Below are 25,110 nucleotides of genomic sequence, written 5' to 3'. Positions count from 1 at the left end.
CTTCGCTCGCTATACCGGCAGGCAGGCGAGGTCGCGATGCCCGACCCGGGTGACGAGCTCCTGCGCGGCGATTTCCCCGCGCCGGCGCTCGTGCCAGCGCGCGAGGCTGTCGGCATCGACCGCCATGTCCCGGGCGGCCTCGACCCAGCCGTCGACCAGCATTGACTGGAACGCCTGCTCGCCGCGCTCCGCCTCCCAGTCCGACGGGCCTTCGACCACGCGGAAGTTCACCTGCTGAAACGCCTCGCGGGTGAGATCGGAGGCCTGCGGTCCGAGTGCTGCGCCGAACCCCTTGTCGCCGTGCTGATGCGTGTTCATTGCCTCGCGGATGCTTTCGTCGAGGGGGTCGGCGGGCGCGAGCGACAGGCGCCCGTCATAGGTCAGCATCGCCAGGAACGGCAGCCGGTGCGCCGCCAGCTGGCGGGCGAAGGCGGAGATCCATCCCGCCGACACCAGATCGAGAAACGCGGACGTGGTGACCCCGTCGATGCCGTCGAGCAGCGCCTCGGGCACGCCCGTCGCGAGATCCGTCTCGACGATCTCCACCGGCATTTCCTGCCCGTCCATGAGCGTGCGGGCGCGTGCGATCAGCGCCGGATCGTGTTCCGCGAGCCGCCAAGCCTGAGGTGTCGCGACATGGGGGGCGAGTGCGCGAAGCGTCGCGCCGGTGCCCGCGCCGAGATCGAGCAGCGCCAGCGGGCGCGACGGGTCGGAGCTCCTGCGCACGGCGAGATGATTGAAAAAGGCATCGCGGACCTTTGCATTGCGGGCCCGCAGGTCGACGGGTTCGCGCGCCGAGAGCCAGTCGCCGGAAAATCCGCTCATTGCTCCATGCCTTTCAAGATGTCGATAAACCGCGCGGCTTGCGCGTCCCAGTCCGGCAGTTGCGCGACATGCGCAAGCGCGCCCAGCGACAGCGCATGGCGATCTTGCGGCGTGGCGGCGAGCCGGGCAAGGGCGTCGGCGACCGCCGCGACGTCGCCAACCGGCAAAAAGATACCGGCTGTTTCCGGGACCGTGTCGCGCACCGCGCCGTCTCCCGTCGCGACGACCGGAAGGCCATGGGCCATCGCCTCGACGAAGGCCATGCCATAGCCCTCGTAAAGCGTTGTCAGCACGAAGAGATCCGCCGCCCGGTAGAGGGCGTCGAGTGCCTCGCGCGGCAGCGCGCCATGCAGGGTGACCTTGTCTTCAAGCCCGAGCCGCGCGATCAACGCGCGGATCTCTCCGGCGTGGTCCGGATCGAGCGCGGCGCTTCCGGCGATGTCGAGCCGCAGGTCGCGATCTCCCAGCCGGCTGAGCGCGTCCAGCAGCGTCGCATGGTCCTTGCGCGGGATCAGCGAGCCGACGCTGAGAAGCCGGAGCGGACCGGCGCCGTCTCTCGGCCCTTTCGCAGGGACGCGCGCGTCGATCTCGACGCCCGGTTCCACGACGCTGACGGCCTTTGCCGCGACGCCGAAGGTCTCGCACACGGCGCGCGCCGTCGCCGCGCTCGTTGTCACGACATGGCGAACGTGGGCAAGGGCTGCCCGTTCCGCAGCAAGCAGCGCGGATGAACGCGCGTCATCCAGTCCGCTTTCATGGCCAAGCGGATGATGCAGAAGCGAAACGAGCCGCAACCGTGCGGCATGGGGCGCGAGTTCCTCGGCCATCACGCCGCAGGCCAGCCCGTCGATCACGGTGAGCCGCCCGTCCGGCAGTGCCGCCAACGTCGCTTGCGCCTGCGCCCGCACCTTTGGGGACGGCGCCGGATATCCGGGGCCGAGCGAGCGCGTCTCGACGCGTGCTCCCGCCCTCTCCAGCGCCGCGATCATCTCCCGGTCGTAGAGATAGCCGCCGGTCGGGGTCGAGAGATCGCCCGGATAAAGAAAGGTGAAGTCGGACGCGGCTGCGCTCATCAGATTTCGGCTTCGTACCAGGCCCGCGCCACATGGGATTCATGCAGGGTCACGCGGATCGCATGAAGCTCGGCGCCGGGGCGCCCCAGCCGGTCGGCGCGGGCCGCGGCGGCAAGCTTGTCGAAGATGTGGCGGGTGAGGAATTCCGTCGTCGTGTTCTTGCCCTTGAATTCGGGCACGTCGTCGAGGTTCTGGAAGTTGAGCGGTTCCAGCGTTTCCTTCAGCACCTCATGGGCGCGGCCGATATCGATGACGATGCCGTTCGCGTCGAGATCGCGCGCGCGGAACGCCGCGTCGACCACGAAGGTGGCGCCGTGCATCTTCTGCGCCGGACCGAAGACCTCGCCCTTGAAGGAATGGGCGATCATGATGTGGTCGCGGACTTCAACACTGTGCATGGGACTTCTCCGGAAAGTGTCTAGGGAGACGGCTCGTCAGTCACGATCCGCCGTGGTGTCGTAGGAAATCAGCGGCATTCGCCCGCAGCCCTCGGGGCCGAGCAGGGCGGGAACGCGCTGCGCCGCCCCCGTTAGCGGAACGGGCTTTGAAATCAGGGCGTCGAGCGCCGGGTCACGCAAAAGTGAAAGCGCGGTTTCAAGCCGTCGCCGATGGCTCCAGCGCGGCTGGCGGTGCGGCGGAACGCGCCCGACCTGGCTGGAGCGCAGCGTCAGCCGCCGGCTGTGGAAGGCGCCGCCAAGTGTTGCCGTGACGGGCGTGCTACCATACCAGCTCATCTCCACGACGCAGGCCTCGATCCCCGCCAGGGAAAGCGCGGTGTCGAGCCCGTCCGGGTGACCGCTGGCGTGATAGACGAGATCCTGGTCGCGCGGTGCGGTTTCCGGCGTCGCGAAACCGGCGCCGAGCGCGCGCGCAGGTGCTTTGCGGGAAGGATCGATATCCACGACGGTAACGCGCGTGCCGGGGATCCGGGCGGCGAGATATGCGACGAGCAGGCCGATGATGCCCCCGCCGACCACGGCAATGTGATCTCCCGGTGAGGCCCCGCCGTCCCATAACCCGTTGAGGGCGGTTTCCATGTTGGCCGCCAGGATGCCGCGCGCCGCCGGAACGCCGTCGGGCAGCGGAATCGCGGCGTCCGCAGGAACCGTGTAGAAGGACTGATGGGGATGGAGCACGAAGACGGTCTCGCCCAGCCGCCCGGGCGCGCCGGCGACGATCTCGCCGACGCTGGCATATCCGTATTTCACGGGAAAGGGAAAGTCGCCGGCCTGGAACGGCGCGCGCATGCGGCTCCATTCGCTTTCGGGCACCTTGCCGGACAAAACCAGCCGTTCGGTGCCCGGACTGACGCCGCTGAAACGGGCGCGCACGCAGACGTCTCCGGTCTCCGGCGCGGGGACGGTTCCGCTGCGGAGCGCCATGCGGCCCGGCTCGACGGACCACAACGCCTGCATGTCGCACGGAAATTTTTTCACGTTTGTGCGGTGCGTCACAAATCCTCCTCAGTCCCGGGCGACGTATAACCCAATTGTCGGGTCGCCGCATTCGGGACTCTTTCATATATGTGCAAAGGTCGTTGTATGTTCCAAAAACACCGTCCGCATTTTTTGACACCGGATCCGACCGGCCTTGGCCATGCGTCCGAGACCTCCGCATCCGGCGCGGCGCATGTGCCGGTGGATGCACGCCGTCTGGCGGTGCGCCGCGGCGTGTTTGCGACACTGGTTCTGGCCACGATCCTTGCGCTGACAACCCTCTTGACCGTGAGTTTCTCCGCCGACGGGCTAAGCTGGGTGGAGGGGCTGATGATCGGCTTCTTTCTGCTGACCCTGCCCTGGACCGCGATCGGCTTCTGGAATGCGGCAATCGGCCTGACCCTGATGCGCACGCAGCGCGATCCGGTCGGTGCTGTCTGTCCGATCGCCTCCGGCGACACATCCGTTTCAAGCCGCTCCTCCACCGCGATCCTCTCCTGCATCCGCAACGAGGATGTCGACCAGGTAGCGGTTCACCTCGATGCCATGCTTGCCGATCTCGCCCGAACCCGGCATGCGTCGGGCTTTGCTCTTTATGTGCTCAGCGATACCAATCAGCCCGAAATTGCTGCCAAGGAAGACGCCGTCTTTTCCGCGCTCGCCGAACGCTGGGCCGATGTTCTGCCCGTCGTCTACCGTCGCCGCGACGACAATCCGGGCTTCAAGGCGGGCAACATCCGCGATTTCTGCGTCCGCTGGGGCGCCAGCCACGATTATGCGCTGGTGCTCGATGCCGACAGTTTCATGTCCGGCGCGGCCATTGTCGATCTCGTCGCCAAGATGGATGCAAACCCGCGTCTCGGCATCCTGCAGACGCTGGTCGTCGGCATGCCGACCAACAGCGCCTTCGCCCGGATCTTCCAGTTCGGCATGCGGCTCGGGATGCGCTCCTATACGCTGGGCAGCGCGTGGTGGCAGGGCGATTGCGGTCCCTATTGGGGGCACAACGCAATTCTCAGGGTGAAACCCTTCACCGAGGCCTGTCATCTGCCCAAGCTTGCCGGCGAAGGCCCGCTGTCGGGCTGGATCCTGAGCCACGACCAGGTCGAGGCGGTGTTGATGCGCCGCGCCGGCTACGAGGTCCGCGTGATCCCGCGCGAGACGGAGAGCTTTGAGGAAAACCCGCCCAACGCGCTGGAGTTCATCCGCCGCGAATTGCGCTGGTGTCAGGGCAATCTTCAGTATTTCAAACTGCTCGGCCTGCCGGGTCTTTTGCCGACAAGCCGCGTGCAGATGGCACTGGCGATCCTGATGTTCGTGTCCGCCCCCGCGTGGCTCCTCTTCATGACGACCGGTGCCGGGGTTGTCGCCCTTGGCGGTGCGGATCTGGTGCAGTTCGAGCAGGCTTCCGGCTTCACGCTTTTCGTCGTGATCCTGACGATGATCTTCGCGCCCAAGATCGCCACCGTGATCGACATCCTTGCCGACCGGCGTTTGCGCGCGGCCTTTGGCGGGCCGGTTCGGATCGTTTTGGGGTCGCTGTCGGAAATCGTCTTCGCGGCCCTGATGGCGCCGGTCGTCGCCGTTGCCGTGTCGCTCTTCATTGCCGGTCTCCCCTTTGGCAAGGCGATGGGCTGGGGCGCACAGGTGCGCGACACGCGCGCCCTTCCGCTCGGTCTTTGCGTGTCGCGGCTCTGGCCGCAGATGGTCTTCGGCTTTGCCGGCTTTGCCTGGGCGGCGGCCTTTGCGCCGGACCTCGTCTGGCCGCTCCTGCCGGTGATCCTCGGTCCCGCCATCGCGGTCCCGCTTGCGCTTGGCACCTCGGGCGAGTGGGTCGGACGGCTGGCACTGGCAACGCGCCTCTGGCGCCTGCCGGAGGAGACCGTGCCGCCGGAATGCCTGCTGCCGCTCCGTCTCTCCGCTCATGCAGCCCTTGGCGTTGCCTTCGTGCCGTCGCGCGCGTTTTTCGAACCGGAGCCGGAAAAGGCGAAAGCCTGACCCGGCGCCTGGTCACGCCAGCGTGAGGGCAACTGGCCGGCGCGTCTCGCTCGGTTGATTTGAACGGAGCGGGCATTGCTCCCACAGTCGGATGTCGGGACCGGACAACCGGTTCCCGGCGTCTGCCTGCAACGCCGCCGGGTCCGGCGGGTCGCCCTGAGGAGCCCTGATCCATGCCCGCCTCCGTCTCTTCCACCCTCCGGCCGCAACACGGCCCGTTTCCCCCGCTGACGCTGGCGACGCTCGCGACCGCGATCCTCGCCGGCCTTTTTGCCGATGGCGCCTGGGAGATCTGGGCGCGTTTCATCACGCCCTTGTGGGTCGGCGGCCCGTTGCAGCCGGCCGCCCTCGTCCAGTCGGTCTTCGGGTTCAGCAGTTTTGCGCTGGCCGAGATCGTGCATCTCGTTGTCGGCATCGTTTTCTATCCCCTCGGCTATCTCTTCATTGCCAGGCCGATTGCCGACCGGTTCCTGCCGTTCCTGCCCTGGCCGGTGGTCGCGCTGGGCTTCGGCGTCGGGCTCTGGGTGTTCGCGCTCTACGTCATGGCCCATCTGATTGCCGGACTGCCGCCGTTTCTCGGCTTCATCCAGTTGACCTGGGCCTCGCTCGTCGGGCATCTCATCTTCGGTCTCGTCTGCGGCGCCGTCGTGCGCTGGCGCAGGGGAGCCGCCGTCTGATTTTCTCCGACCGCCTGAAAGGACCTTCGCGCCGGTGACGACCTCATTTGGGACTGAAACCCCGCCCGATCCGTCCGGCGGCGCCCCCCGGGGGCCGCTTGCGGGCCTTGTCGTGCTCGACCTGTCGCGCATTCTCGCCGGCCCCACCGCCACGCAATTGCTGGGCGATCTCGGCGCCACCGTGTGGAAGATCGAACGCCCGGGGCGCGGCGACGACACCCGCGGCTGGGGACCGCCCTTTCTCAAGGACGCGCAAGGAAACGAGACACGCGAGAGCGCCTATTATCTGTCCGCCAACCGCAACAAGCGCTCGCTCGCCATCGATATCGCGGCGCCCGGGGGGCAGGATCTTCTGCGCCGGCTCGCGGGCAAGGCCGACGTGCTGATCGAGAATTTCAAGGTCGGCGATCTCGCCCGGCGCGGTCTCGGTTACGACGATCTCAAGCCGTCGAATCCCGGCTTGATCTATTGCTCGATCTCCGGCTTCGGCCAGAGCGGTCCCTATGCGGCGCGCGCCGGCTACGACTTTTTGATCCAGGGCATGGGCGGGCTGATGTCGCTGACCGGGCGTGCCGACGAGGACGGCGGAGAGCCGACCAAGGCGGGCGTGGGCATCGCCGATGTCATGTGCGGCATGTATGCCTCCAACGCGATCCTGGCCGCCCTTCATCACCGCACGGCAACGGGCGAGGGCCAGCACATCGACGTCGCCCTGCTCGACACCCAGGTCGCCTGGCTGATCAATCAGGGTGTTGCCTATCTCACCGACGGTGCGGTGCCGCCCCGGCGCGGCAACGCCCATCCCGCAATCGTGCCCTATAACGCCTATCCGGCGCGCGACGGCGCTTTCATTCTGGCGGTCGGCAACGACGCGCAGTTCCGTCGCTTCTGCGAAGTGGCGGGTGCGCCGTCGCTTGCCGACGATCCGCGCTTTTCCGCCAACGCCGAACGCGTGCGCAACCGCGCGGCCCTCGAACCGGAGATCGAGCGACTGACGCGCACGCGCGACGCCGGCGACTGGATCGCCGTGCTGGAAGCCGCCGGCGTTCCCTGCGGGCCGATCAACGATGTCGGCGAGGTTTTCGCCGATCCGCAGGTGCGCCATCGCGGCATGCGCATTTCCATGCCGCATGAGACAAGCGCATCGGGAACGGTGGACCTGATCGGCAATCCGCTGAGGTTCTCGAAAACGCCGGTGAGCTTCCGGCGGGCGCCGCCGGAACTCGGCGCGGACACGCGAGAGGTGCTTCGTTCGGCGCTGGAGCTTGACGAGGCGGAGCTTGAGCGCCTGACGGCGGAAGGCGCCTTCGGCGCGCAGGGAGACGAGACGCAATGACGAGGGATGCGGGGACGAGGGATGCGGGGACGACGGGTGCGGGGACGACGGGTGCCGGGCTGATCGCGGAGAAGCTTCGCCAGGCGGGGTGCCGCCATGCCTTCGGCATTCCCGGCGGCGAGGTGCTGGCGCTGATGGATGCGCTGGAAAACGCCGGCATCGCCTTTCATCTCGTCAAGCACGAGAACGCCGGCGGCTTCATGGCCGAGGGCGTGTGGCATGCCGAGGCGCGTGCAAGCGGAGCGACGGCCGCGCCGGGCGTGTTGCTGGCAACGCTCGGTCCGGGTGTTGCCAATGCGGTCAATGTGGTCGCCAATGCCTGGCAGGACCGGGTGCCGCTGATCTTCCTGACCGGCTGCGTCGATGCGTCGGAGGCGGAGACCTACACCCATCAGGTGTTCGATCACCAGCAGCTGTTGCGCCCCATCGTCAAGGCGAGCTTTCGCGCGAGTCCCGGCGCGCTCTCCGCCATGATGGACAAGGCGGTCGGGATCGCTCTCGACGGTCAGCCGGGGCCGGTGCATGTCGACGTGCCGATCTCGGTTGCCGAAGGCGCGACCGAAGAGGTGTTGCGGCCCTTGCCGGCGGGTCTCACTCCCGCCGACCTGACGCCCGCAGGTCCCGCGCTGGAAGCGGCGCGTGCGCTTTTTGCTTCTGCCAAACGCCCGATTGCGATTGCAGGCGTCGATGCGGTGAACGAGGGCGCCGGCGAAGCTGTTGCCGCCTTCTGCCGCGCGCATGGCGTCCCGCTTGTCACCACCTACAAGGGCAAGGGGCTGATGGATGAGGCCGATCCGCTTGCGCTTGGCGGGGCGGGGCTTTCTCCTCGCGCCGATGCGCATCTCCTGCCGCTCTTCAAGGCCTCCGATTGCATCTTGGCTTTGGGCTATGATCCGATCGAGATGCGCATCAACTGGCGCGATCCCTGGTCTCACGATGCCCCGGTGATCGAGATTGCGGCGACCCCGCGCGCCCATGGCATGCACGGCGTGCGTCACCTGCTCGCCTCGGGCGTTGCGGCCGGGCTGGATGCGCTGGCCGATGGCCTCTCCCCGACAGCCACCTGGGAGGGCGGCGAGATCGCCGACGCCAGGGCAGTCCTTGCCGCGCAATTCGCGCCGGAGCCGGAAGGCTGGGGACCGGCGAGCGTCTTTCACACCCTGCGCGAGGTGTTGCCGGCGGAAACGGTTGCCACCGCCGACAGCGGCGCGCATCGCATTCTGGTCTCGCAGATCTGGCACACGGCGGTGCCGCGCGGCATGCTTCAGTCCTCCGCGCTTTGCACCATGGCCTGCGCCCTGCCGCTCGGGATGGGCCAGAAACTCGCCGACCCGGACAGGCCCGTCGTGGTCTTCGTCGGCGATGCCGGTCTGGAAATGGGCCTTGGTGAACTGGCGACGTTGCGCGACATGCGTCTGCCGGTGATTGTCTGCGTGCTTGTCGACGAAAGCCTGGCGCTGATCGAGCTGAAGCAGCGCGCCGGGCAGCGGGCCAATGTCGGCGTCGATTTCGAAGGCACGGATTTTCCGGCACTTGCCAGGGCCATGGGCGGTCACGGCCTGTGGGTGGACGACGCCGAAACGCTCAAGCGCGAGGCGCAGGCGGCGCTTTCCCGCGACACCTACACACTTCTGGCCTGCCGCATCGGGCGCCGCGCCTACGACGGCAAGTTCTGAAGCATCGCCTCAGTCGACGGCGTCCTCGGCAATCGTCTCGAACACCGCGTCGAGTTCGCCGGCCAGCGTTTCGAGCGCGTCGCCGCCCTTCGCCATATAGGGCGCGAAGACGAAGCTCGGGTGCTTGTAGGAGAGCGTCGCTCCGCCGTCCGTGTCTTCCGTGACATAGAAGCGGATCGGCGCCTCGATGCCGGCGGCAACGCTCGCCTCCAGCATCCGCCTTGCATAGTCGTTGCGGTAGACGCCGATCACCCGGTTGCCGGGAATTGTGATGCCCTGCATTTTTGCGCCGGCGGACGCGCTGGCCTGGGTGACGAGACCCATCTCGGCCGCCTTGATCGCGGCGGTCAGACTGTCCACGAGGTCGGGAAAGGCCTTGTCGGTTTCAATCACCGACCAGCCGTCGCGCGGCGCGACCTCGGCCTGTGCGACCGAAGGGACGCTAACGGCGAGGACAAGGGCGGGCAGGCACAGGGCGCGGGCGATATCGGTAAACATGGCGTCGGGGTCCTTCTTTGAAAGCAGGAAGAAGCCCGACCCTAACGGATCGTGTGCGCTGCACCGCACACGCGGCAATCACGGTTGATCACGATCCGGCGCGCCGCCGCCTCAGCCCATCCCGAGCCTGAGGCGGATGCGGGTGCCGGCAAGGCTGCCGATGAAGCCGAAGACCAGCCACAGCCAGCCGTGCAGCGAGCCGGAAACGATCCCGCCGAGATAGGCGCCGATGTTGCAGCCATAGGCAAGCCGCGCGCCGTAGCCCATCAGCAGCCCGCCGACGATCGCGGTCAGGAGATCGCGGGTGGAGAGCTTCCACACCGGCGCGTATTTGCCGGCAAGGGCGGCCGCTGTCATGGCGCCGATCAGGATTCCGAAGTTCATCACCGAGGTCGCGTCGGCGAAGACGGAGGCCTCCAGCGCGCCCTTCTGCCACTGCCAGTAGGGCCAGTCGGTGACCGTCACGCCGAAGCCCTGCCAGATCTTCGCGCCCCACAGCGCAAAGCCCGAGGTGATCCCCCACGGGCGACCGAGCACGACGAAGGTGGCGATGCCGACGACGGCGATCATCACCGCCCCCAGCCGCAGCGACCACGGGCCGGCGAGGAACGAGGCGGTCGGTTTCGGATCGGCGAGGCTGCCGTGCGCCTTGCGTTCGACCCGGATGCTCCACAGTGCGATCAGGCCGAGCACGGCGGCGGTCGCGGCAAAGGCGCCGACGGGGCCGAATTCGCTCACCAGCGAAAAGGCGGGCAGTTTCGGCAGGGCCCCCCAAAGATGCATGTGCGGCGTGGCCGCCACGGAGCCCATCACGAAGGCGGTCAGCGTCACCATCATCCGCGTCGAGCCGCCGCCGGCGGTAAACAGCGTGCCGGAGGCGCAGCCGCCGCCAAGCTGCATCCCGAGCCCGAACATCGTCGCGCCAATGGCTGCGGCAATGCCGAAGGGAAAGACGAAGCCGCCCGTCGGCATGCCGAAGGAGGCGCCCCAGCCGATCAGCGGGAAGGACACGGCCGCAGTCAGCAGGATCAGCAGGAACTGCGCGCGCAAGCCTCCGCCGCGCTTTTCCGTGACGATGCGGCGCCATGCAGCGGTGAAGCCGAAGCTCGAATGATAAAGTGCCACGCCGGCAAGCCCGCCGATCAGAACGGCATAACCGAGCGTGGGACCGCCGGTGTTGCTGGCGATCAGCGCCACGGCGGCGAGGCCGGCGAGCGACAGGGCGAGGACCGTGCGGTTCGAGCCGGAGAACGTCTGGGCGAGAGATTGTGCAAGAGCTGTCATGACACCGGTTTACTCCCATGCGTGCACGGGCGGAAGGTATGGCGTTTTGCAGGATCGCGCTGCCGCGCAATTGCTTTGCCCGGATCTGGCCGCTATTGGAAGATAGATCCGGCCTTCGCCCGGTTTCGCACACGTCGGTCACAAGTTTTTGTGTGTTGCACGTCATCCGCGCCGCGGAAAAACTGACAGTGCGAAAAGGAATAGGCACACGCCGGTCCTTGCAAGGACTGCCCTTCGGTCCCTCCCGGTCGAAGATCCGGTCATGCAAGCCCGAAGCGCCCTTTGCCTCCCCGCCCGCCCGCTGTGCGTTGTCACAGGAACCCTCGCGGCCCGTTCGCCGCAGGCAGGAAGAAAGCCGCATGACCCTTACCGACCGCTACGGCTACCCTCTCACGATGTCGGAGCCGGCCGCTCTGGAGGCCTGGCAGAGCGCGCTCGATGCGTTCCTGGCCCACGGGACGACGACGCCGGACCATCTCGCCCGCGCCCTGTCGCTGGAGCCGCGCTTCGCGCTCGGGCACGCGACGCATGGCCTGTTCTGTCTGCTGCTCGGCCGGCGTGAGATGGTCGGCGTGGCGGAAGAGGACTGGAAACAGGCGGATGGCGCGCGCACGGCCGTTGGCGCGACCGTTCGCGAGGCGGCCGTGATCGATGCGTTGCGCGACTGGCTCGACGGCCACCCGCGCGCGGCGGCCGATCGCCTGGATACAGCCCTTGCCGCCCATCCCGCGGATCCGCTCCTGATGAAACTGGTGCATGCCGTCCGCTTCGTTCTGGGCGATGCCGCCGGCATGAGGCGTTCGGTGGAAACCGTGCTCGACGCCTATGACGAAAGTCACTCCGCCTATGGCTACCTGATGGGCTGTCACGCTTTCGCACTGGAGGAAACGGGCGAATACGACCGGGCGGAGCGCAGCGGCCGGCGGGCCGTGGAGCTTGCGCCGGACGATGCCTGGGCCCTGCATGCCGTTGCCCATGTGTACGACATGACCGGACGCGCGGAGGAGGGGCGCCGCTGGCTGGAGGCCAACACCCAGACCTTTTCCCACTGCAACAATTTCCGCTTTCACGTGTGGTGGCATCTGGCGCTGATGCAGCTCGACCGGGGCGACATCGCCGCCGTCCTGGCCCTTTACGACGAAGAGATCCGCTCCGAGCGCACCGACGACTACCGCGACATTTCCAATGCGGCCTCGCTGCTGATGCGCCTTGAAATCGAGGGCGTCAACGTCGGCGGACGCTGGGAGGAACTGGCGCAGATTTCCCAGACGCGCATTGACGATCGCTGCAATCTCTTTGCCGATCTCCACTACATGCTGTCGCTCGGCGGTGGGCGCCGCCGCCAGGCGGCCGATGCCATGCTTGCCTCCGTCGCGCTGCATGCCGAGGAGCCGACCGACCTGGGGCGGGTCGCAGCAACGGCCGGCCTTCCGGCCGCACATGGGCTGGAGGCCTATTTCCGCGGCAACTTCTTCTCCGCCTTCCATCATCTCGACCAGGCGCGCCCGACCTTGCGCGGCATCGGCGGCAGTCACGCGCAGCGCGATGTCTTCGAGCGTCTCGCCATCGACGCGGCGTTGCGCGCGGGCCTTGCCGGCGAGGCGGAACGCCTGCTGCGCGACCGTCTCCGCCTGCGCGGTGCGCCCGACCGTTTCACCAGCGAGCGTCTGGAACAGGCCGACAGCATGAAGCGGGCGGCGAAGATCATGCAGGACGAGGCCCTGCGCGCCCAGCCGGCGTAAATCGGCCTTGGTTTTCTCGCGTCTCCGTGGCACAGAAATCGCGCTTCCGCGCGCCGGCGAGGCAGCGCCCCTTTGAACGGCTTCAAGGACCCGCGTCTCGTGAACGTGCACTCCACGCCTGCTGCCACTGCCCCGCGTCCGCGCGATCCGCGCCTCGATTTCTTTCGCGGCATCGGCATGTTCATCATCTTCATCGCCCATTTGCCGGCAAACACATGGACGCTGTGGATACCGGCACGCTTCGGCTTTTCCGACGCGACGGAGATCTTCGTCTTCTGCTCCGGCATGGCTTCGGCAATTGCCTTTGGAAAGGTGTTCGACCACAGCGGCTGGCTGATGGGGGCGGCCCGTGTCAGCCACAGGGTGTGGCAGGTCTATTGGGCGCATGTCTGCCAGTTCCTGATCATTGCCGCCGGCCTTGTTGCCGTTCAGACCAGCGGCGTTCTGGAAAGCTGCTGCGGCCTCACGCAGGACTATGTCGCGTCGCTCAATCTTTGGCATTTCTTCGAAAAGACCAGCGAAACGCTGCCGGGTCTTTTGACGCTGACCTATGTGCCGAACTATTTCGACATCCTGCCGATGTATATCGTCATCCTGCTGCTTCTTCCGGCGATCATGGCGCTGTCGCGGCTCGGGCGTGCGCCCGTTTTCGCTTTCATGGGGCTGTTGTGGCTTGGCGCGACCTTCGGGGTCCTCGGGCTTCCGGCGGAACCCTGGTCGGACCGGGTCTGGTTCTTCAACCCCTTTGCCTGGCAGCTTCTGTTCTTCAGCGGCTTTGCCTTCATGCGTGGCTGGATCCCGGCGCCGCCGGTGCGCCACGTCCTGATTTTTGTCGCCCTTGCGGTTGTTGTCCTGACCGTTCCCTTCGCCTGGTTTCGCGCCTATGGCGCCTTTCCCGCGTTGCTTGAAATCCGCACGGCCATCGAGCCGCTTTGGGCGAAAACGGAATTCGGCATCCTGCGCTATGTGCATTTTCTCGCGCTCGCCTATCTCGCCTGGATCGCGGTCGGTGCCGGCGGACGCTATCTCGTCGTCGACAATGCCTGGGGCGCGGTCGTGCGGGTGATCCAGAAGGTCGGCCAGCAGTCGCTTGCCGTTTTCCTGGCGAGCCTCGTCGTTGCCCAGGCCGTGGGCATCCTGCGCGACATGGCATGGGGACGCGGCGACATGGTCATCGAGTTTCTCGCCAATGCCGGCGGTTTCGCGGTGCTCATCGCGGTTGCCTATCTGGTGTCCTGGTACAAGAAGGAGCCGTGGCGCAAGCAAGGCGGCGGGGCCGCGCCGGGTCGGCAGACGGGCCCGGGCGACCGGCACCGGAAGGATGCCGCGGGAAACACCTCCGGGCGCTAGTCGCTCCAGTCCAGATGGCGGCCGAGCGCGCGCCAGGCGCGCTCGACCCATTCGGCGCGCACGCTGTGTCCGCCCGAATGCAGGCACACTTCCAGAAGCGGCGCCGTGCCGCGGCCCGCTTCCGCCTGAGCCTCCTGGCGCTGGCAGGTGAGGCCGGTCGCGGGCGCGGAGGCCGGGAAGATGCGCGGCAGTCCGGCCTGCGCCTGCCACACGGCAAGACTGTCGGCGACATCGGACTGGCGCCAGCGTTCGCCGATGGGGCGCCCTTCCAGCGGCACGGTGCGGTCGGCGGTTCCGTGGACATGGAATAGCACCGGCGCCGGCGAGGGGCAGCTTTCCGGGATCGGATCCCAGAACGCCCCGGCAATCGGCGCGAAGCCGGCGAAGAGCCCGCCGCGATAGCAGGCAAGGTTCCACACCATCGATCCGCCCATGGAAAAGCCGGTGGCCATCATGCGCTCGCTGCGCAGGGGAAAGCGTGTCGTGAGATCCTCGACCAGGGCGTCGAAGAACGCGAATTCGTCGCGCAAGGCGCGCGGCGCGCCGGGATAGGACCAGGTCTTGCCCGCGCCTTGCGGCGCCACGAAGGCGACGTTCAGCCTGTCGGCCAGTCGCGCCCAGGCCGCGTTGCGCATTTCCCCTTGAGCCGTTCCGCGCCAGCCATGCAGGAAGACGATGGCGCCGAGCGGGCTTTTCCCGTCCCAGCCTGTCGGGAAGCGGATGCGGTATTCGCCGGTTTCGATCTCGCAGGGGGTCTCGATGCCGCAATCGGCCTGTTGGTCGCGCGTTGCGCCAGCCGCTTGCGGTTCCCCGACGAGCGCAAGGCAAAGCGCGGCGGCAATCGGAAGGGCGGGGGCGATAGGCGGCATATGCGGCAGTCCGTGTTGCGAGGATCTGTGCATAAGGATGCGCGTGAAGGCCCGTGCGGCAAGGGGCGCGCGCGGATTGTCACGTCACGGATCGGTGATCGCGGAGCCTTGCGTCAGAGGATCGCCCATCGGATCGCGCTGGCAATCGCGAACAGCACGGCGACGCCGGCGAGCCACAGTCCGGCGAACCATGCCAGCCGGCGCGGCAGGCTCGCCGGCCCGCCGGCCTTTTCGTCCGTGCCGTCGCGTCCGTCCGGATGTCGTGCGCCCGTCATCAGTGATATCCGTCGCCGGGTCGCACCTTGCCGCGGAAGATCCAGTAGGCATAGCCGGAGTAAGCCAGGATCATCGGGATCAGCACGGCGGCACCGGCGAGAAGGAACGCCAGCGAGCTGTCGGGCGCGGCCGCGTCCCAGATGGTGATCGTCGGCGGCACGATGTTGGGGTAGAGGCTGATGCCAAGGCCCGCGAAGGTGACCAGGAACAGCCCCAGGCTTGCCAGGAAGGGCACGACGTCGCGGGTGCCGCTCAGGCTGCGGAACAGCACCACGGCGAGGCCGAGCACCATCAGCGGAACCGGCGCGGTGTAGAAGATCTGCGGCACCTCGAACCAGCGCGCGGCGATTGCCGGATCGAGCGCCGGCGTCCAAAGGCTGACGATCCCGATGACGACCAGCATGGCGAACATCAGCATCATCGCCTTGTGCCGGAAGTGATCCTGCATCGGGCCTTCGCATTTCCACACCAGCCAGGTGGCGCCGAGAAGCGCATAGCCGATGACGACGGCGACGCCGGTCATCAGGGAAAACGGCGTCAGCCAGTCGAGCCAGCCGCCTGCATAGGCGCGTCCCTCGACCTCGATGCCCTGCACGATGGCGCCCAGGATGATGCCCTGCGCAAGCGCGGCCGTCAGCGAGCCGAGAAAGAAGGCGATGTCCCAGATCCAGCGCCTTTCCTCGCTTGCCTTGAAACGGAACTCGAACACGACGCCGCGAAATACCAGGCCGAGCAGCATGGCGACGATCGGCGCATAGAGGGCCGGCATCAAGATGGCGTAGGCCAGCGGAAAGACCGCATAAAGCCCGCCGCCGCCGAGCACCAGCCAGGTCTCGTTGCCGTCCCACACGGGGGCGACGGAATTCATCATCACGTCGCGTTCGGTGCCCGAGCGCGCGGTGGGAAACAGGATGCCGAGGCCGAGGTCGAACCCGTCGAGCACGACATAGAGAAAGACGGCCGTGGCGATCAGGAGCGCCCAGACGAGGGGAAGGTCGAGTTCCATGACGTCACTCCGCCGGTTTGGGGGTGTGCGGGTCGCGGTAGGCGGGCGCGGGGGTGACGCCGGCCGCGCGCACCGGCTCCATGTCGGCCGGGCCGTTGCCGGAGTCCGGCGGTGCCGCCATCGCGCGCAGCAGATACATGGTGCCGATGCCGAAGACGATGAAATAGACGACGATGAACACGAGAAGCGAGGTCGCGACCGCCGGCGCGTCCACCGGCGAGATGCTGTCTGTGGTGCGCAGGAGGCCGTAGACGGTGAAGGGCTGGCGCCCGACCTCGGTGGTGATCCAGCCGGCGAGCACCGCGATGAAGCCGGTCGGCCCCATCGCCAGTGCCAGCTTGTGGAACAGCGGCGCGTCGTAGAGCCGTCCCCTGGCGCGCAGGTAGAGGCTCATCAGTCCGATGCCGAGCATCGCGAAGCCGATGCCGACCATCACGCGGAAGGAAAAGAACACGATCGTCGCGTTCGGCCGGTCCTCGGGCGGAAAGTCGTTGAGACCGGGCACCCGTCCGTCGAGCGTATGCGTCAGGATCAGGCTGCCAAGCTTGGGGATCTCGACCTTGTAGCGGGTCTCGCCCGCCGCCATGTCCGGTATGCCGAAGAGGATCAGCGGCGCGCCGTTCTCGGCCTCGAAGTGGCCTTCCATCGCCGCGATCTTCGCCGGCTGGTGCTCCAGCGTGTTGAGCCCGTGCATGTCGCCGGCGAAAATTTGAAGCGGCGTCACGAGGGCTGCCATCCACATCGCCATGGAAAACATCACCCGCGCCGCGTCGCTTGTGCGGTCCTTGAGCAGATGCCACGCCCCGACCGCGCCGACCACGAAGGCGGTGGTGAGATAGGCCGCCAGCATCATGTGGACGAAACGGTAGGGGAAGGAGGGGTTGAAGACGATCTCGAACCAGTTTTCCGGCACGAATTGCCCGACTTCGTTGATCGAATAGCCGGCGGGGGTCTGCATCCAGCTGTTGACCGACAGAATCCAGAAGCCCGACAGCGCCGTGCCGAAGGCGACCATCACGGTTGCGGCGAAATGCAGGCGCGGGCCGACGCGGGTCAGGCCGAACAGCATGATGCCGAGGAAGCCGGCTTCCAGGAAGAAGGCGGACAGCACCTCGTAGCCCATCAGCGGTCCGAGCACCGGGCCTGTCTTGTCGGAAAAAACCGACCAGTTGGTGCCGAACTGGTAGGTCATGACGATGCCGGAGACGACACCCATGCCGAACGCGACGGCGAAGATCTTCATCCAGTATTTGAACAGCCGCAGGTAGACGTCGCGCCCGCTCGCCAGCCACAGACCCTCGAGCACCATCAGGAAACTGGCGAGGCCGATGGTGAAGGAGGGAAAGATGATGTGGAAGGAGACGGTAAACGCGAACTGGAAACGGGCCAGGTCGACTGCGGAAAAATCCATCATGTTCCCTCCGGCGTTGATGCTCTCGAATGGCCGCGGTACGGTCGCCGGGCCGCGCGGCAATTGTCATGCTTGCACGGATACTGCCGCGCAGGCGGTCAAAAGCGATGTGACAGATTGAAGCTTTTGTGCGTCGCGATGCAAGGCCGCCGGGACTGGCCCGTCCCGCTCACGCCCATTCTCCTTCGGTGGGAATGTTGATCGTGCGGCCGCAATGCTTGCAGTGTACCGCATCCGGATCGTGGCGTGACAACCCGCAGTCCGGGCAATCGTAGGCGACCTTCTGCGGGCGGAAGATCGTCTGCACCAGTCGCAGGAACAGGCCGACGCCGAAGATCATGATCAGCACGGTCAGCAGTCGTCCGAAGCTGTCGGTCATCGTGATGTCGCCGAAGCCGGTGGTGGTCAGCGTCGTGACCGTGAAATAGAGCGCGTCCAGATAGGTGTTGATCGACGGGTTCTGGTGGCCTTCGGTGACGAAGACGACGGCGGTGACGACGAAGACGAAGACCATCAGGTTGATCGCCGACTGGATGATCTCCTCGTTGCGGCGGAAGAAAAGCGACGCGGAACGCAATTCGCGCAGCAGGTGATAGGAGCGCAGCAGGCGCAGCATGCGCACCACCCTGAGGAAGGCGAGATTGTCGATGAAGGCGCTGGCGAAGAGCGACAGGATGACGATCAGGTCGGCGACATTGGTGAACTCGAACACCATCCGCCAGGGCCGGTGGGCGGCATACATCCGCAGGCCGTAATCCAGGGCGAGCACTGCCGCGATCGCATAGTCGATCAGATGATTGACATTCTCCGGATCCATCATCGAGGAGACGATGAAATAGGTGATTGTCACGAGGTCGAACACCAGCAGCGCGATCCGCCAGCGCCGCGCAGCCGGTGTCATGCCGTAGTAAAGCCGGCGAACCTTCGCCTGTAGCGCCGGGGGGGACGCCGTATCGGCCTGGTCCTTGTCGCTCGGTTTTGCGTCGTTCGTTTCGCTGCTCATCGCAGGACAAGACCCCAGCCGCGCGGCGGCGTCAATGCCGCATGCCGGGGACGTGGATCGGGGCCGGGCGCGGGCCGGCGCGCGGCGGCTGCGCAATGCCTTTGGACTCTCGTGCGAATCGGCGCAAACTTTTTGTTAACCATTGCGGCGAAGGGCGTTTCGGGGTGCCACCGATGAATTCACACACGAGTTTCCTTGACTGGGCGCGGGCAGCCAATGCGGGCGGCGGCGCGGCCGCGCGAACGGGGGATGCAATGCCCGATTTTCAAAACGCGCTTCCGACCCTGGACGACTCGCTGCGGTTTGCCGAGCAGCATGTCGGCGACATCCTGCACACGCCGAGATCGCGCGACGGCGCGGCCTATCGCTTCATCGTGCGCGGCACCGGGCGGTTCGGCGACGGTGCGCGCAGTGGCAGCCCGAGCGAGGTGCTTGCCGCCACCCGCCGCGAGGCGGAGTTGCGCCGCCTGCATGCGGTGGCGACCAGCATCGCCAGCTACCTGGAAGAGCGCATCGAGGCGGAAGCGCCGCTCCACGACGCATAGCCGACCGTGTCGGCCGGGCGGCCTGTGAAAGGGTTACGTCCAGGTCCGCTCCAGCACCGAGAGCCAGTTGCGCCAGGCGATCTTCTCGATCAGCGCCTCGCCGTAGCCTGCGGCCCGGAACGCGTCGATCAGCTTGGGCAGCCCGCTGACGTCGCCGATGGCGCGCGGCACGAAACACCCGTCGAAATCCGAGCCGAGCGCGACCCCGTCCTCGCCGAGCCTGGACAGCATGTGATCGGTGTGGCGCACCATCAGCTCCAGCGGCGTGTCGCCTTTGTGGGCGCCGTCGGGCCTGAGGAAGGCGACGTGGAAGTTGAGGCCGGCCAACCCCTTGCTTTCCGCGATGGCGTCGAGCTGGCGATCGGTGAGATTGCGTGCGGAAGGACAGACCGCATGGGCGTTGGAGTGCGAAGCCACCAGCGGGCGGTCGCTGGTTGCGGCGACGTCCCAGAACCCTTTTTCCGTCAGATGCGACAGATCGACCATGATCTTGAGTTGGTTGCAGGCCCTGACCAGCGCCTTGCCGGTGTCGCTCAGGCCCGGTCCCGTGTCCGGTGAGGAGGGGCAGGTCATCGGTGCACCGTCGCCGAAGATGTTCGGCCGGCTCCAGACGGGGCCGAGCGAGCGCAATCCTGCGGCATGCAGCACCTCGAGCGCGCAGAAATCCGCGTCGATCGCCTCCGCTCCCTCGATGTGCAGCACCATGGCGAGCGCATCGTCGGCCATGGCCTGGCGGATGCCCGGCACATCGGTGCAGATCGCGACGGCGCCGGCCGCTTCCCGCTCCAGCCGTCTTGCACGCGCGGCCATGCGCAAGGTGAACCCCAGCGCGACGTCCTGCGCGACCGGCGCGAAATTCGCCGGATCGCTCGGGTTGTAGCGCACCGTGAGGTCCAGCCCCGTGCGCGAGGGCACATACATCGCGAACAGGCCACCGGCGAAGCCGCCTTCACGCGCGCGCGGCAAGTCGATGTGATCGCGGTCCGAACGGGTCAGGAATGAGCGTTCGCGCGCAGTGCCTGCGCCCAGCTCCAGTTTCAGCAAGGTGTCATTGTGTCCGTCGAAGACGGGCACGAGGTCGGGGGGCATGCGGATCTCCGAAAGGTGCTGCGGGAGCGTTACACTCGCCACACAGGGCTGGCGTTGCAAGAAGGAACTTTGGCCGGACAAGGCGCCAGGACGCAATCCCGATCAGAGGGCTTGTCGATTGCGACTTATCTCAAAAGCGACGTAGAGTAATATAAATAAAATATATTAAATTATGTACTTTTCGGAATGACGATTTGAGATTTCAGGTATTTCTATAATTATGTTGCGCAATATGACTGATTGTGATCGTATAACGAGTATATGTAATATATGCTATTAAATAGAGATTTTGGGTGGTGGCATGATGTGTGAACGTGTGGCCGGCCCCTCGCAGGGCCCGGCAGTCGAAAGCCTGCATCGTGCCCGGCTGGCCCTGATGGGGTTGGGGGAGGACGGGACACGCGTCGGACCGGGCATGTTCGATCCCGATGTGGTGTCCTTCGCCCATGGCGAAGGGGTCCGTCGACCGTTCCCCGGTGCCATCCGAAACGCCATCGAGGCGCTGCGCGATGCCGATGGCGCGCCGATCGAGAACTACATGTTCCTGCGGCGTTTCCCCGATCTGGAAACCGAAATCGCGCATAGTTTCTGCCGTGTTGGCGTGCCACGGGCCTTCGCGCGAAACGTGGTTCTCGACGCCGGCTCCACGCGTCTGATGGTGGCGGCCATCGGTCTGATGACGCGCGGCGGGTCGGACGTCGTCACGTCTCCGGGCTTCTACCATCCCCTTGCCGGCTGGTGCGGCTATCTCGACCGGCCCTTGCATGTCCTGCCCACCTCCCGGGCACGGGCCTACAAGCTCGGAGCGAAGGAGCTGCGGGACTGGATCGCCCGCACGCGTCCGAAGGTGCCACCCCTGCTGGTTCTCTTCAATCCGACCATGACCGGCGCCGTCTACAGCCAGGACGAACTGGATGACCTGGGCGCGGTTCTGGTCGAGGCGGACATGCTCGCCATTGAGGATGCGCTGTTCGCGGGGTCCGAATATGACGCCGACGGGGCGCGCGGGCGTCTGGCTGCATCGCCTGCGGGCGAGCGATGCCTCACGGTGGCCGGCGCCAGCAAGCTGCACTGCCTGGCCAATCTCAGGATCGGCTGGGGCTGCGGTCCGGACTGGCTGGTCGCGATCCTGCAGGATTACATCACCAGCAGCGCAGCCAGCATTCCCCATGTCGCCAAGGCGGCCGCCCTTGGCGCCCTGCGCGCGCCGGCGCTTTTCTCCCGGCGCAATGTCGAGGAGTGCCGACGGCGGATCGGGCTCGTCTGCGAGCTGGTGCACGGGCTCGATGCCCGCCTGCGCGCGGCGACCCGCCTGAACGCCCCGATGGTGACGGTCGGGCATCCGGTCGAGGCAGGGCATTCGGTGCTTCTGGAGTTTCCCTGTCTGGTCGGTCACGAGTTGCCGGAGGGTGGCACGCTGGGCGACGGCGCGGATCTGACGCGGCTTTTTCTGAACGAGGCGAAGGTCGCTTTCGCGCCTGCCGTGTCGCATGGCTTCGAGGGACCGCGCGTGCGCGCCAATGTGGCGTCCATCGGTACGGATCTCACTTATGGCGCGTCGAGGCTCTGGGAGGACCGTGCCGACGAGGCCTGGGGCGAGGAGCAGGAGCACAGCTTCGACGATGGTTTCGCCCAGGCGCGCGAGCTGATTGTCTCCGCATTCGCGGAGCGCGTCGAGCCGGCCCTCTTGAAGCTGCTGAATCAGCTGCCGGATGTGACCCGGCCTATGCCGCAACGGCAATCGGCGGCCGCGATCGCCGCCGGACAGGGAGCGGCGCTGTGAGCCCGCGTGACGGCGCGGGAGGTGCCGAAGCTGCAACACGCGCCTACGGCCCATGGTCCGAAAGCGGACCGGCCGACGGCGGTCTTTCGCTCCAGGTGCCGCCGGTCAACGTCACGGAACCGCGCCGGCTTGCCGGTCTTGGCGGGCTGTTCGACGATGCCGCGCGCGCGGAGGCGCCTTGCGCGGTCCTTGTCGATGTCTGGGGCGTTGTCACGGACGGGGTGCGTGCCTATCCGTCCGCCATCCGCGCACTCGAGCGCCTGCGCGAGCGCCGTGTGCCGGTGGTGCTTGTCTCCAACACGTCGCGCCGTGGCGAGGATCTGGCCCGCCTGCTCCAGGAGCAGGGGCTCGCCCCCGATCTCTACGCCGCGGTGATCACCGGCGGCGGTCTGGCGTTCGAGCAATTGTCGGACGAAGTGGCACGGCGCCGCCGTTGCGGTGGCGATGCCCTGCGCTGTGTCGTCGTTGGAACGCAGCCCGGTGGCGACTGGGCGCGCGACGCCGGTCTGGCCTGCGTCGACTCGCCCGACGCGGCGGATCTTCTTCTCGGCTTCGGCGTTCTGGGGCACGGCGACCCGCGCGCCGACGCGCCTTTGCCCGTGCCCGACGTTGAGACCCGTCGTCTCCTGCGAGCCGCCGCCCGCGCCGGCCTGCCGCTGGTTCTGACCAATGCCGATACCTGCGTGCGCATTGCCGGGTCGCTTCATCTCGGCATTGGCGCGCTCGCGCCCGTCTACCAGTCGTTCGGCGGGACCGTTCGCATCTATGGAAAACCCGCCCTGGAAATCTATTCCGCCGCGTTGGCGGCTGTCGGGAGCGCCGATCCGGTCCGTGCCCTGATGATCGGCGACACGCTGGCGACCGACATCGCCGGGGCCCGGGCAGCCGGCATTCCGACCGTTCTCGTGACCGGCTCGGGGTCCCATGCCCATGAACTTCATGCCGGCCCGCAAGGCCGGCTTTGTCTGGACGCGCTTGCGGGGCTTGTCGAGCGCACACGGGTTCGTCCGCACCACGTGATGGAGGCGATGCAATGGTAGATGCCTGGAAACGCGACCGCGTCCTGATTTTCGGCGCCGGTGTCATTGGCGGCCATGTCTGCGACCTGCTGTCGCGGATGGACGACCGCTTCGATCTTGTTGTCGCGTCGCGGCGCGGCGATGCGCTGTCGCAGCGCGTGAACCTGTCGATCACCTCCGCGCTTTGCCTGGGGTTCGATCCGCGCATCGAGGCGGTGGCCTGCGATGTATTCGAGACCGACGCCTGCGCGGCGCTGATCGACCGGGTCCGCCCCGACATCATCGTCAACGCCACCAGCCTGCAGACCTTCTGGGAGATCGGCCTCTTGCCGTCGGAGGCGTACAAGCATCTGGAGCGCGCGCGCATCGGCCCGTGGCTGCCCAATCATCTGGCGACCGCGCGGGCGGTGATGCGCGCCGTGCGATCCGCCGGCAGCAGCGCGCTGGTGGTCAATGCCGCCTTCCCCGACGCGGTGAATTCCGCGCTTGCGACCGTCGGCCTCGCTCCGCATGTCGGCGGCGGCAACATCGCCAATATCGTGCCGACGCTGACCCGTGCGGCCGCGGGCCAGCTCGGCGTGGAACGCGGCGCGCTGACGGTTCATTTCGTCGCGCATCATGTCGCCTGCAACGCGATTTCCTCCTATGGCACGCCGGGCGACGCGCCCTATCGGCTGAGCATCGTGCTCGACGGCGCGGAGGTCGCCGACACGCTCGATCACACGGCGCTGTTTTCCAGCGTGATCGGCGAGTTCAAGCGCGTGCGCGGCGTCACCGGCCAGATCGTTGCCGCCTCCGGCGTCGCGGCGGTGACCGCCGCCTTGAGCGCGCCCGATACCCAAAAGCCCATGCATGTGCCGGGTCCCAACGCGCTTCCCGGCGGCTATCCGGCGCTCGTCGGCAAGCGCGAGGTGCGTCTTGCCCTGCCCAACGGTCTTCCGCAGGACGAGGCGATCCGCGTCAATCTCGACGGACAGACGGTGGAAGGCATTTCCGAGATCCGCGCCGATGGCACCATCGTCTATGCGCCGGCGGAAATGGCGGTCTTGCGCGAGGCCTTCGGCTATGATTGCGCGCAGATGCATGTCGACGACGTCGACGACTGGGCGGGCGAGTTGCAGGCGCGCTACCGCGCCTATGCCGAAAGGGTGAGCGCATGAGCGAGGCGGGCGCGATGACGGACAAGGAGCACCCGGACGACGTGCGGGCGGCAAGCCTCGTCACGGCAAACCGGCGCGGGCGCACCACGACGCGGCTGAACGAGATCAACCGCCGCTTTGCCGACCTCGCCGGGTCGGCGGCCCGGCCCGTGCTCGATCTCGGCTGCGCCTTCGGCGTTGCCGCCCATGCAGCCCTTGCCTCCGGCGCCACCGTTCATGCCAATGACATCGACCCGGCGCATCTGGAGGCGACGGCGCGCGATGCCCCGCCGGGGACCTCGGACCGTCTGCATCTGGCGCCGGGCGCCTTTCCCGCCGAGCTCGACTTCGCGCCCGAAAGCCTGTCGCTGGTGCATGCCTCCAACCTGCTCAATTTCCTCTCCGGCGCCGAGATCGAGGCGGGCTTTGCAAAAATCGCCGCGTGGCTTGAGCCGGGCGGCCGGTTCCTGTCGATCTCCGGCTCGCCCTATGCCGCCAACATCCGCGCCTTCGGCCCCGTCTACGAGGCGAACCGCGCGGCGGGCCTCGCCTGGCCGGGCGAATGCCACGACCTGCCGGCGGTGTCCGACGATCCCACGATCAGCGAACTGCCCGCTTTCCTGCATCTCGTCGACCCGGATGTGCTGTCGCGTGCCGCGCGTGCAGCCGGGCTGGAGGTTGAGGAGGCGCGCTTCTTTCACCGTGCGGGGACGCCCGACTACATCGCGCTCGACGGGCGCGAGAACGTCGTCTTCGTCGCGCGAAAACCGATCCCCGAAGACGAAAAGGGGCAAATGCATCCGTAGCTTAACCGGTAAAATGCTGCAGCGGAACGCCTGGAAGGCCTGGCGACTGGGGAATGATTTCACCAGGGCATCGTCATTCCACCCCGACCCGGATCCCGGAACGGCGGACTTTACGTGGCTTAAGAGCACCAGCTTTGGGAGTTGGTAGGTGCGGGTTCGAGTCCCGTCGGATGCGCCATTTTCTCGCGCCATGCCGTGACCGGCAGACGGCGCGACATGTGACACGGCCTCCCGGATATCCTCCGGTCGAGGCCGGACGGTTTCCTGCA

23 protein-coding genes and 1 tRNA gene are annotated in these 25,110 nt (G+C 66.9%); 12 read left to right on the top strand and 12 right to left on the bottom strand.

Features of this window, described 5'->3' with window-relative positions; all coding sequences use genetic code 11:
• Nucleotides 1-9: 9 nt before the first annotated feature.
• Genes G572_RS22640 through G572_RS22635 form a run of 4 tightly spaced genes read right to left on the bottom strand, consistent with a single transcriptional unit; the run spans nucleotide 10 to nucleotide 3,352 of the window.
• The gene (locus G572_RS22640; protein ID WP_051241689.1) at nucleotides 10-825 is read right to left on the bottom strand and encodes a small ribosomal subunit Rsm22 family protein; all 816 of its coding nucleotides are present in this window, start codon (nucleotides 823-825) and stop codon (nucleotides 10-12) included.
• Nucleotides 822-1,898: a glycosyltransferase family 4 protein gene (locus G572_RS0105540; protein ID WP_037545921.1), complete on the bottom strand. Its 1,077-nt coding sequence runs from the start codon at nucleotides 1,896-1,898 to the stop codon at nucleotides 822-824. The genes G572_RS22640 and G572_RS0105540 overlap by 4 nt, the downstream gene beginning before the upstream one ends.
• On the bottom strand, nucleotides 1,898-2,296 hold the full coding sequence (locus G572_RS0105535) for a 6-pyruvoyl trahydropterin synthase family protein (protein ID WP_029057627.1): 399 nt from the start codon (nucleotides 2,294-2,296) through the stop codon (nucleotides 1,898-1,900). The genes G572_RS0105540 and G572_RS0105535 overlap by 1 nt, the downstream gene beginning before the upstream one ends.
• Before the next feature lie 36 nt (nucleotides 2,297-2,332).
• On the bottom strand, nucleotides 2,333-3,352 hold the full coding sequence (locus G572_RS22635) for a zinc-dependent alcohol dehydrogenase (protein WP_208979043.1): 1,020 nt from the start codon (nucleotides 3,350-3,352) through the stop codon (nucleotides 2,333-2,335).
• Between the two features lie 87 nt (nucleotides 3,353-3,439).
• On the opposite strand from G572_RS22635, the gene mdoH reads away from it, so the two are divergent.
• The 4 genes from mdoH (at nucleotide 3,440) to G572_RS0105510 (ending at nucleotide 9,021) form a co-directional block, all read left to right on the top strand.
• Nucleotides 3,440-5,332: a glucans biosynthesis glucosyltransferase MdoH gene (mdoH, locus tag G572_RS22630; RefSeq protein ID WP_084649905.1), complete on the top strand. Its 1,893-nt coding sequence runs from the start codon at nucleotides 3,440-3,442 to the stop codon at nucleotides 5,330-5,332.
• Between the two features lie 173 nt (nucleotides 5,333-5,505).
• On the top strand, nucleotides 5,506-6,009 hold the full coding sequence (locus G572_RS0105520) for a hypothetical protein (RefSeq protein WP_029057626.1): 504 nt from the start codon (nucleotides 5,506-5,508) through the stop codon (nucleotides 6,007-6,009).
• A gap of 34 nt (nucleotides 6,010-6,043) precedes the next feature.
• A complete protein-coding gene (locus G572_RS22625; RefSeq protein WP_051241684.1) occupies nucleotides 6,044-7,345 on the top strand; it encodes a CaiB/BaiF CoA transferase family protein in 1,302 nt (433 codons plus the stop codon).
• Nucleotides 7,342-9,021, top strand: coding sequence for a thiamine pyrophosphate-binding protein (locus G572_RS0105510; protein ID WP_051241682.1), 1,680 nt, complete (start codon nucleotides 7,342-7,344; stop codon nucleotides 9,019-9,021). Before G572_RS22625 ends, G572_RS0105510 begins: the two co-directional genes overlap by 4 nt.
• A gap of 9 nt (nucleotides 9,022-9,030) precedes the next feature.
• Here the strand turns inward: G572_RS0105510 and G572_RS0105505 are convergent, their stop codons facing one another.
• Both G572_RS0105505 and G572_RS0105500 read right to left on the bottom strand, forming a co-directional pair.
• Nucleotides 9,031-9,519 carry a DUF302 domain-containing protein gene (locus G572_RS0105505; RefSeq protein ID WP_037545916.1) on the bottom strand — a complete coding sequence of 163 codons (489 nt, stop codon included), beginning with the start codon at nucleotides 9,517-9,519 and terminating at the stop codon, nucleotides 9,031-9,033.
• A gap of 111 nt (nucleotides 9,520-9,630) precedes the next feature.
• Nucleotides 9,631-10,803 carry a YeeE/YedE family protein gene (locus tag G572_RS0105500; RefSeq protein WP_051241680.1) on the bottom strand — a complete coding sequence of 391 codons (1,173 nt, stop codon included), beginning with the start codon at nucleotides 10,801-10,803 and terminating at the stop codon, nucleotides 9,631-9,633.
• A 359-nt stretch (nucleotides 10,804-11,162) separates the two neighbouring features.
• Between G572_RS0105500 and G572_RS0105495 the strand changes: the two genes are divergently transcribed.
• On the top strand, nucleotides 11,163-12,545 hold the full coding sequence (locus tag G572_RS0105495; protein WP_029057622.1) for a tetratricopeptide repeat protein: 1,383 nt from the start codon (nucleotides 11,163-11,165) through the stop codon (nucleotides 12,543-12,545).
• A gap of 99 nt (nucleotides 12,546-12,644) precedes the next feature.
• A complete protein-coding gene (locus G572_RS22620) occupies nucleotides 12,645-13,895 on the top strand; it encodes an OpgC family protein (protein WP_281168751.1) in 1,251 nt (416 codons plus the stop codon).
• Here the strand turns inward: G572_RS22620 and G572_RS22615 are convergent.
• The 5 genes from G572_RS22615 to G572_RS0105460 form a co-directional block, all read right to left on the bottom strand.
• Nucleotides 13,892-14,764: a CE1 family esterase gene (locus G572_RS22615; RefSeq protein ID WP_051241678.1), complete on the bottom strand. Its 873-nt coding sequence runs from the start codon at nucleotides 14,762-14,764 to the stop codon at nucleotides 13,892-13,894. The two genes, G572_RS22620 and G572_RS22615, sit on opposite strands and share 4 nt — an antisense overlap.
• A gap of 113 nt (nucleotides 14,765-14,877) precedes the next feature.
• The gene (locus tag G572_RS26190) at nucleotides 14,878-15,039 is read right to left on the bottom strand and encodes a hypothetical protein (RefSeq protein ID WP_156884489.1); all 162 of its coding nucleotides are present in this window, start codon (nucleotides 15,037-15,039) and stop codon (nucleotides 14,878-14,880) included.
• A complete protein-coding gene (gene cydB, locus G572_RS0105475; protein ID WP_029057621.1) occupies nucleotides 15,039-16,046 on the bottom strand; it encodes a cytochrome d ubiquinol oxidase subunit II in 1,008 nt (335 codons plus the stop codon). Before cydB ends, G572_RS26190 begins: the two co-directional genes overlap by 1 nt.
• Nucleotides 16,047-16,050: 4 nt before the next feature.
• Nucleotides 16,051-17,460, bottom strand: a complete 1,410-nt coding sequence (locus G572_RS0105470) for a cytochrome ubiquinol oxidase subunit I (RefSeq protein WP_029057620.1) — start codon at nucleotides 17,458-17,460, stop codon at nucleotides 16,051-16,053.
• A 166-nt stretch (nucleotides 17,461-17,626) separates the two neighbouring features.
• Nucleotides 17,627-18,358, bottom strand: coding sequence for a potassium channel family protein (locus G572_RS0105460; protein ID WP_051241890.1), 732 nt, complete (start codon nucleotides 18,356-18,358; stop codon nucleotides 17,627-17,629).
• Nucleotides 18,359-18,633: 275 nt separating this feature from the next.
• Here G572_RS0105460 and G572_RS0105455 point away from each other — a divergent pair, with 275 nt between their 5' ends.
• Nucleotides 18,634-19,005 (top strand): hypothetical protein, encoded by a 372-nt coding sequence (locus tag G572_RS0105455; RefSeq protein WP_029057618.1) that lies wholly within the window; start codon nucleotides 18,634-18,636, stop codon nucleotides 19,003-19,005.
• Between the two features lie 33 nt (nucleotides 19,006-19,038).
• Here G572_RS0105455 and G572_RS0105450 read toward each other — a convergent pair whose 3' ends face one another.
• Nucleotides 19,039-20,094, bottom strand: a complete 1,056-nt coding sequence (locus G572_RS0105450; RefSeq protein WP_029057617.1) for a dipeptidase — start codon at nucleotides 20,092-20,094, stop codon at nucleotides 19,039-19,041.
• Nucleotides 20,095-20,395: 301 nt separating this feature from the next.
• Between G572_RS0105450 and G572_RS0105445 the strand changes: the two genes are divergently transcribed.
• The 5 genes from G572_RS0105445 (at nucleotide 20,396) to G572_RS26185 (ending at nucleotide 25,019) form a co-directional block, all read left to right on the top strand.
• Nucleotides 20,396-21,877 carry an aminotransferase class I/II-fold pyridoxal phosphate-dependent enzyme gene (locus G572_RS0105445; protein WP_037545913.1) on the top strand — a complete coding sequence of 494 codons (1,482 nt, stop codon included), beginning with the start codon at nucleotides 20,396-20,398 and terminating at the stop codon, nucleotides 21,875-21,877.
• The gene (locus tag G572_RS0105440) at nucleotides 21,874-22,917 is read left to right on the top strand and encodes a TIGR01459 family HAD-type hydrolase (protein ID WP_029057615.1); all 1,044 of its coding nucleotides are present in this window, start codon (nucleotides 21,874-21,876) and stop codon (nucleotides 22,915-22,917) included. Before G572_RS0105445 ends, G572_RS0105440 begins: the two co-directional genes overlap by 4 nt.
• Nucleotides 22,911-24,056, top strand: coding sequence for a Rossmann-fold NAD(P)-binding domain-containing protein (locus G572_RS22610; protein WP_037545908.1), 1,146 nt, complete (start codon nucleotides 22,911-22,913; stop codon nucleotides 24,054-24,056). Before G572_RS0105440 ends, G572_RS22610 begins: the two co-directional genes overlap by 7 nt.
• Entirely contained in the window at nucleotides 24,053-24,841 is a 789-nt protein-coding gene (locus G572_RS0105430; RefSeq protein WP_029057614.1) for a class I SAM-dependent methyltransferase, read from the top strand. The genes G572_RS22610 and G572_RS0105430 overlap by 4 nt, the downstream gene beginning before the upstream one ends.
• Nucleotides 24,832-25,019: transfer RNA gene (locus G572_RS26185), tRNA-Pro, on the top strand. Before G572_RS0105430 ends, G572_RS26185 begins: the two co-directional genes overlap by 10 nt.
• Nucleotides 25,020-25,110 lie beyond the last annotated feature (91 nt).

It is taken from the genome of Stappia stellulata DSM 5886 (assembly GCF_000423705.1).
GTDB classification, from domain to species: Bacteria; Pseudomonadota; Alphaproteobacteria; order Rhizobiales; family Stappiaceae; genus Stappia; species Stappia stellulata.
This window is presented reverse-complemented; position numbering and strand designations above follow the sequence as displayed.

Excerpts from the sequence above, each read along its gene's own strand:
- G572_RS22640 (WP_051241689.1), bottom strand. The coding sequence starts at position 825 with ATGAGCGGATTTTCCGGCGACTGGCTCTCGGCGCGCGAACCCGTCGAC.
- G572_RS0105540 (WP_037545921.1), bottom strand. The coding sequence starts at position 1,898 with ATGAGCGCAGCCGCGTCCGACTTCACCTTTCTTTATCCGGGCGATCTC.
- G572_RS0105535 (WP_029057627.1), bottom strand. The coding sequence starts at position 2,296 with ATGCACAGTGTTGAAGTCCGCGACCACATCATGATCGCCCATTCCTTC.
- mdoH (WP_084649905.1), top strand. The coding sequence starts at position 3,440 with ATGTTCCAAAAACACCGTCCGCATTTTTTGACACCGGATCCGACCGGC.
- G572_RS0105520 (WP_029057626.1), top strand. The coding sequence starts at position 5,506 with ATGCCCGCCTCCGTCTCTTCCACCCTCCGGCCGCAACACGGCCCGTTT.
- G572_RS0105510 (WP_051241682.1), top strand. The coding sequence starts at position 7,342 with ATGACGAGGGATGCGGGGACGAGGGATGCGGGGACGACGGGTGCGGGG.
- G572_RS0105505 (WP_037545916.1), bottom strand. The coding sequence starts at position 9,519 with ATGTTTACCGATATCGCCCGCGCCCTGTGCCTGCCCGCCCTTGTCCTC.
- G572_RS0105500 (WP_051241680.1), bottom strand. The coding sequence starts at position 10,803 with ATGACAGCTCTTGCACAATCTCTCGCCCAGACGTTCTCCGGCTCGAAC.
- G572_RS0105495 (WP_029057622.1), top strand. The coding sequence starts at position 11,163 with ATGACCCTTACCGACCGCTACGGCTACCCTCTCACGATGTCGGAGCCG.
- G572_RS22615 (WP_051241678.1), bottom strand. The coding sequence starts at position 14,764 with ATGCCGCCTATCGCCCCCGCCCTTCCGATTGCCGCCGCGCTTTGCCTT.
- G572_RS26190 (WP_156884489.1), bottom strand. The coding sequence starts at position 15,039 with ATGACGGGCGCACGACATCCGGACGGACGCGACGGCACGGACGAAAAG.
- cydB (WP_029057621.1), bottom strand. The coding sequence starts at position 16,046 with ATGGAACTCGACCTTCCCCTCGTCTGGGCGCTCCTGATCGCCACGGCC.
- G572_RS0105470 (WP_029057620.1), bottom strand. The coding sequence starts at position 17,460 with ATGATGGATTTTTCCGCAGTCGACCTGGCCCGTTTCCAGTTCGCGTTT.
- G572_RS0105460 (WP_051241890.1), bottom strand. The coding sequence starts at position 18,358 with ATGACACCGGCTGCGCGGCGCTGGCGGATCGCGCTGCTGGTGTTCGAC.
- G572_RS0105455 (WP_029057618.1), top strand. The coding sequence starts at position 18,634 with ATGAATTCACACACGAGTTTCCTTGACTGGGCGCGGGCAGCCAATGCG.
- G572_RS0105450 (WP_029057617.1), bottom strand. The coding sequence starts at position 20,094 with ATGCCCCCCGACCTCGTGCCCGTCTTCGACGGACACAATGACACCTTG.
- G572_RS0105445 (WP_037545913.1), top strand. The coding sequence starts at position 20,396 with ATGATGTGTGAACGTGTGGCCGGCCCCTCGCAGGGCCCGGCAGTCGAA.
- G572_RS22610 (WP_037545908.1), top strand. The coding sequence starts at position 22,911 with ATGGTAGATGCCTGGAAACGCGACCGCGTCCTGATTTTCGGCGCCGGT.
- G572_RS0105430 (WP_029057614.1), top strand. The coding sequence starts at position 24,053 with ATGAGCGAGGCGGGCGCGATGACGGACAAGGAGCACCCGGACGACGTG.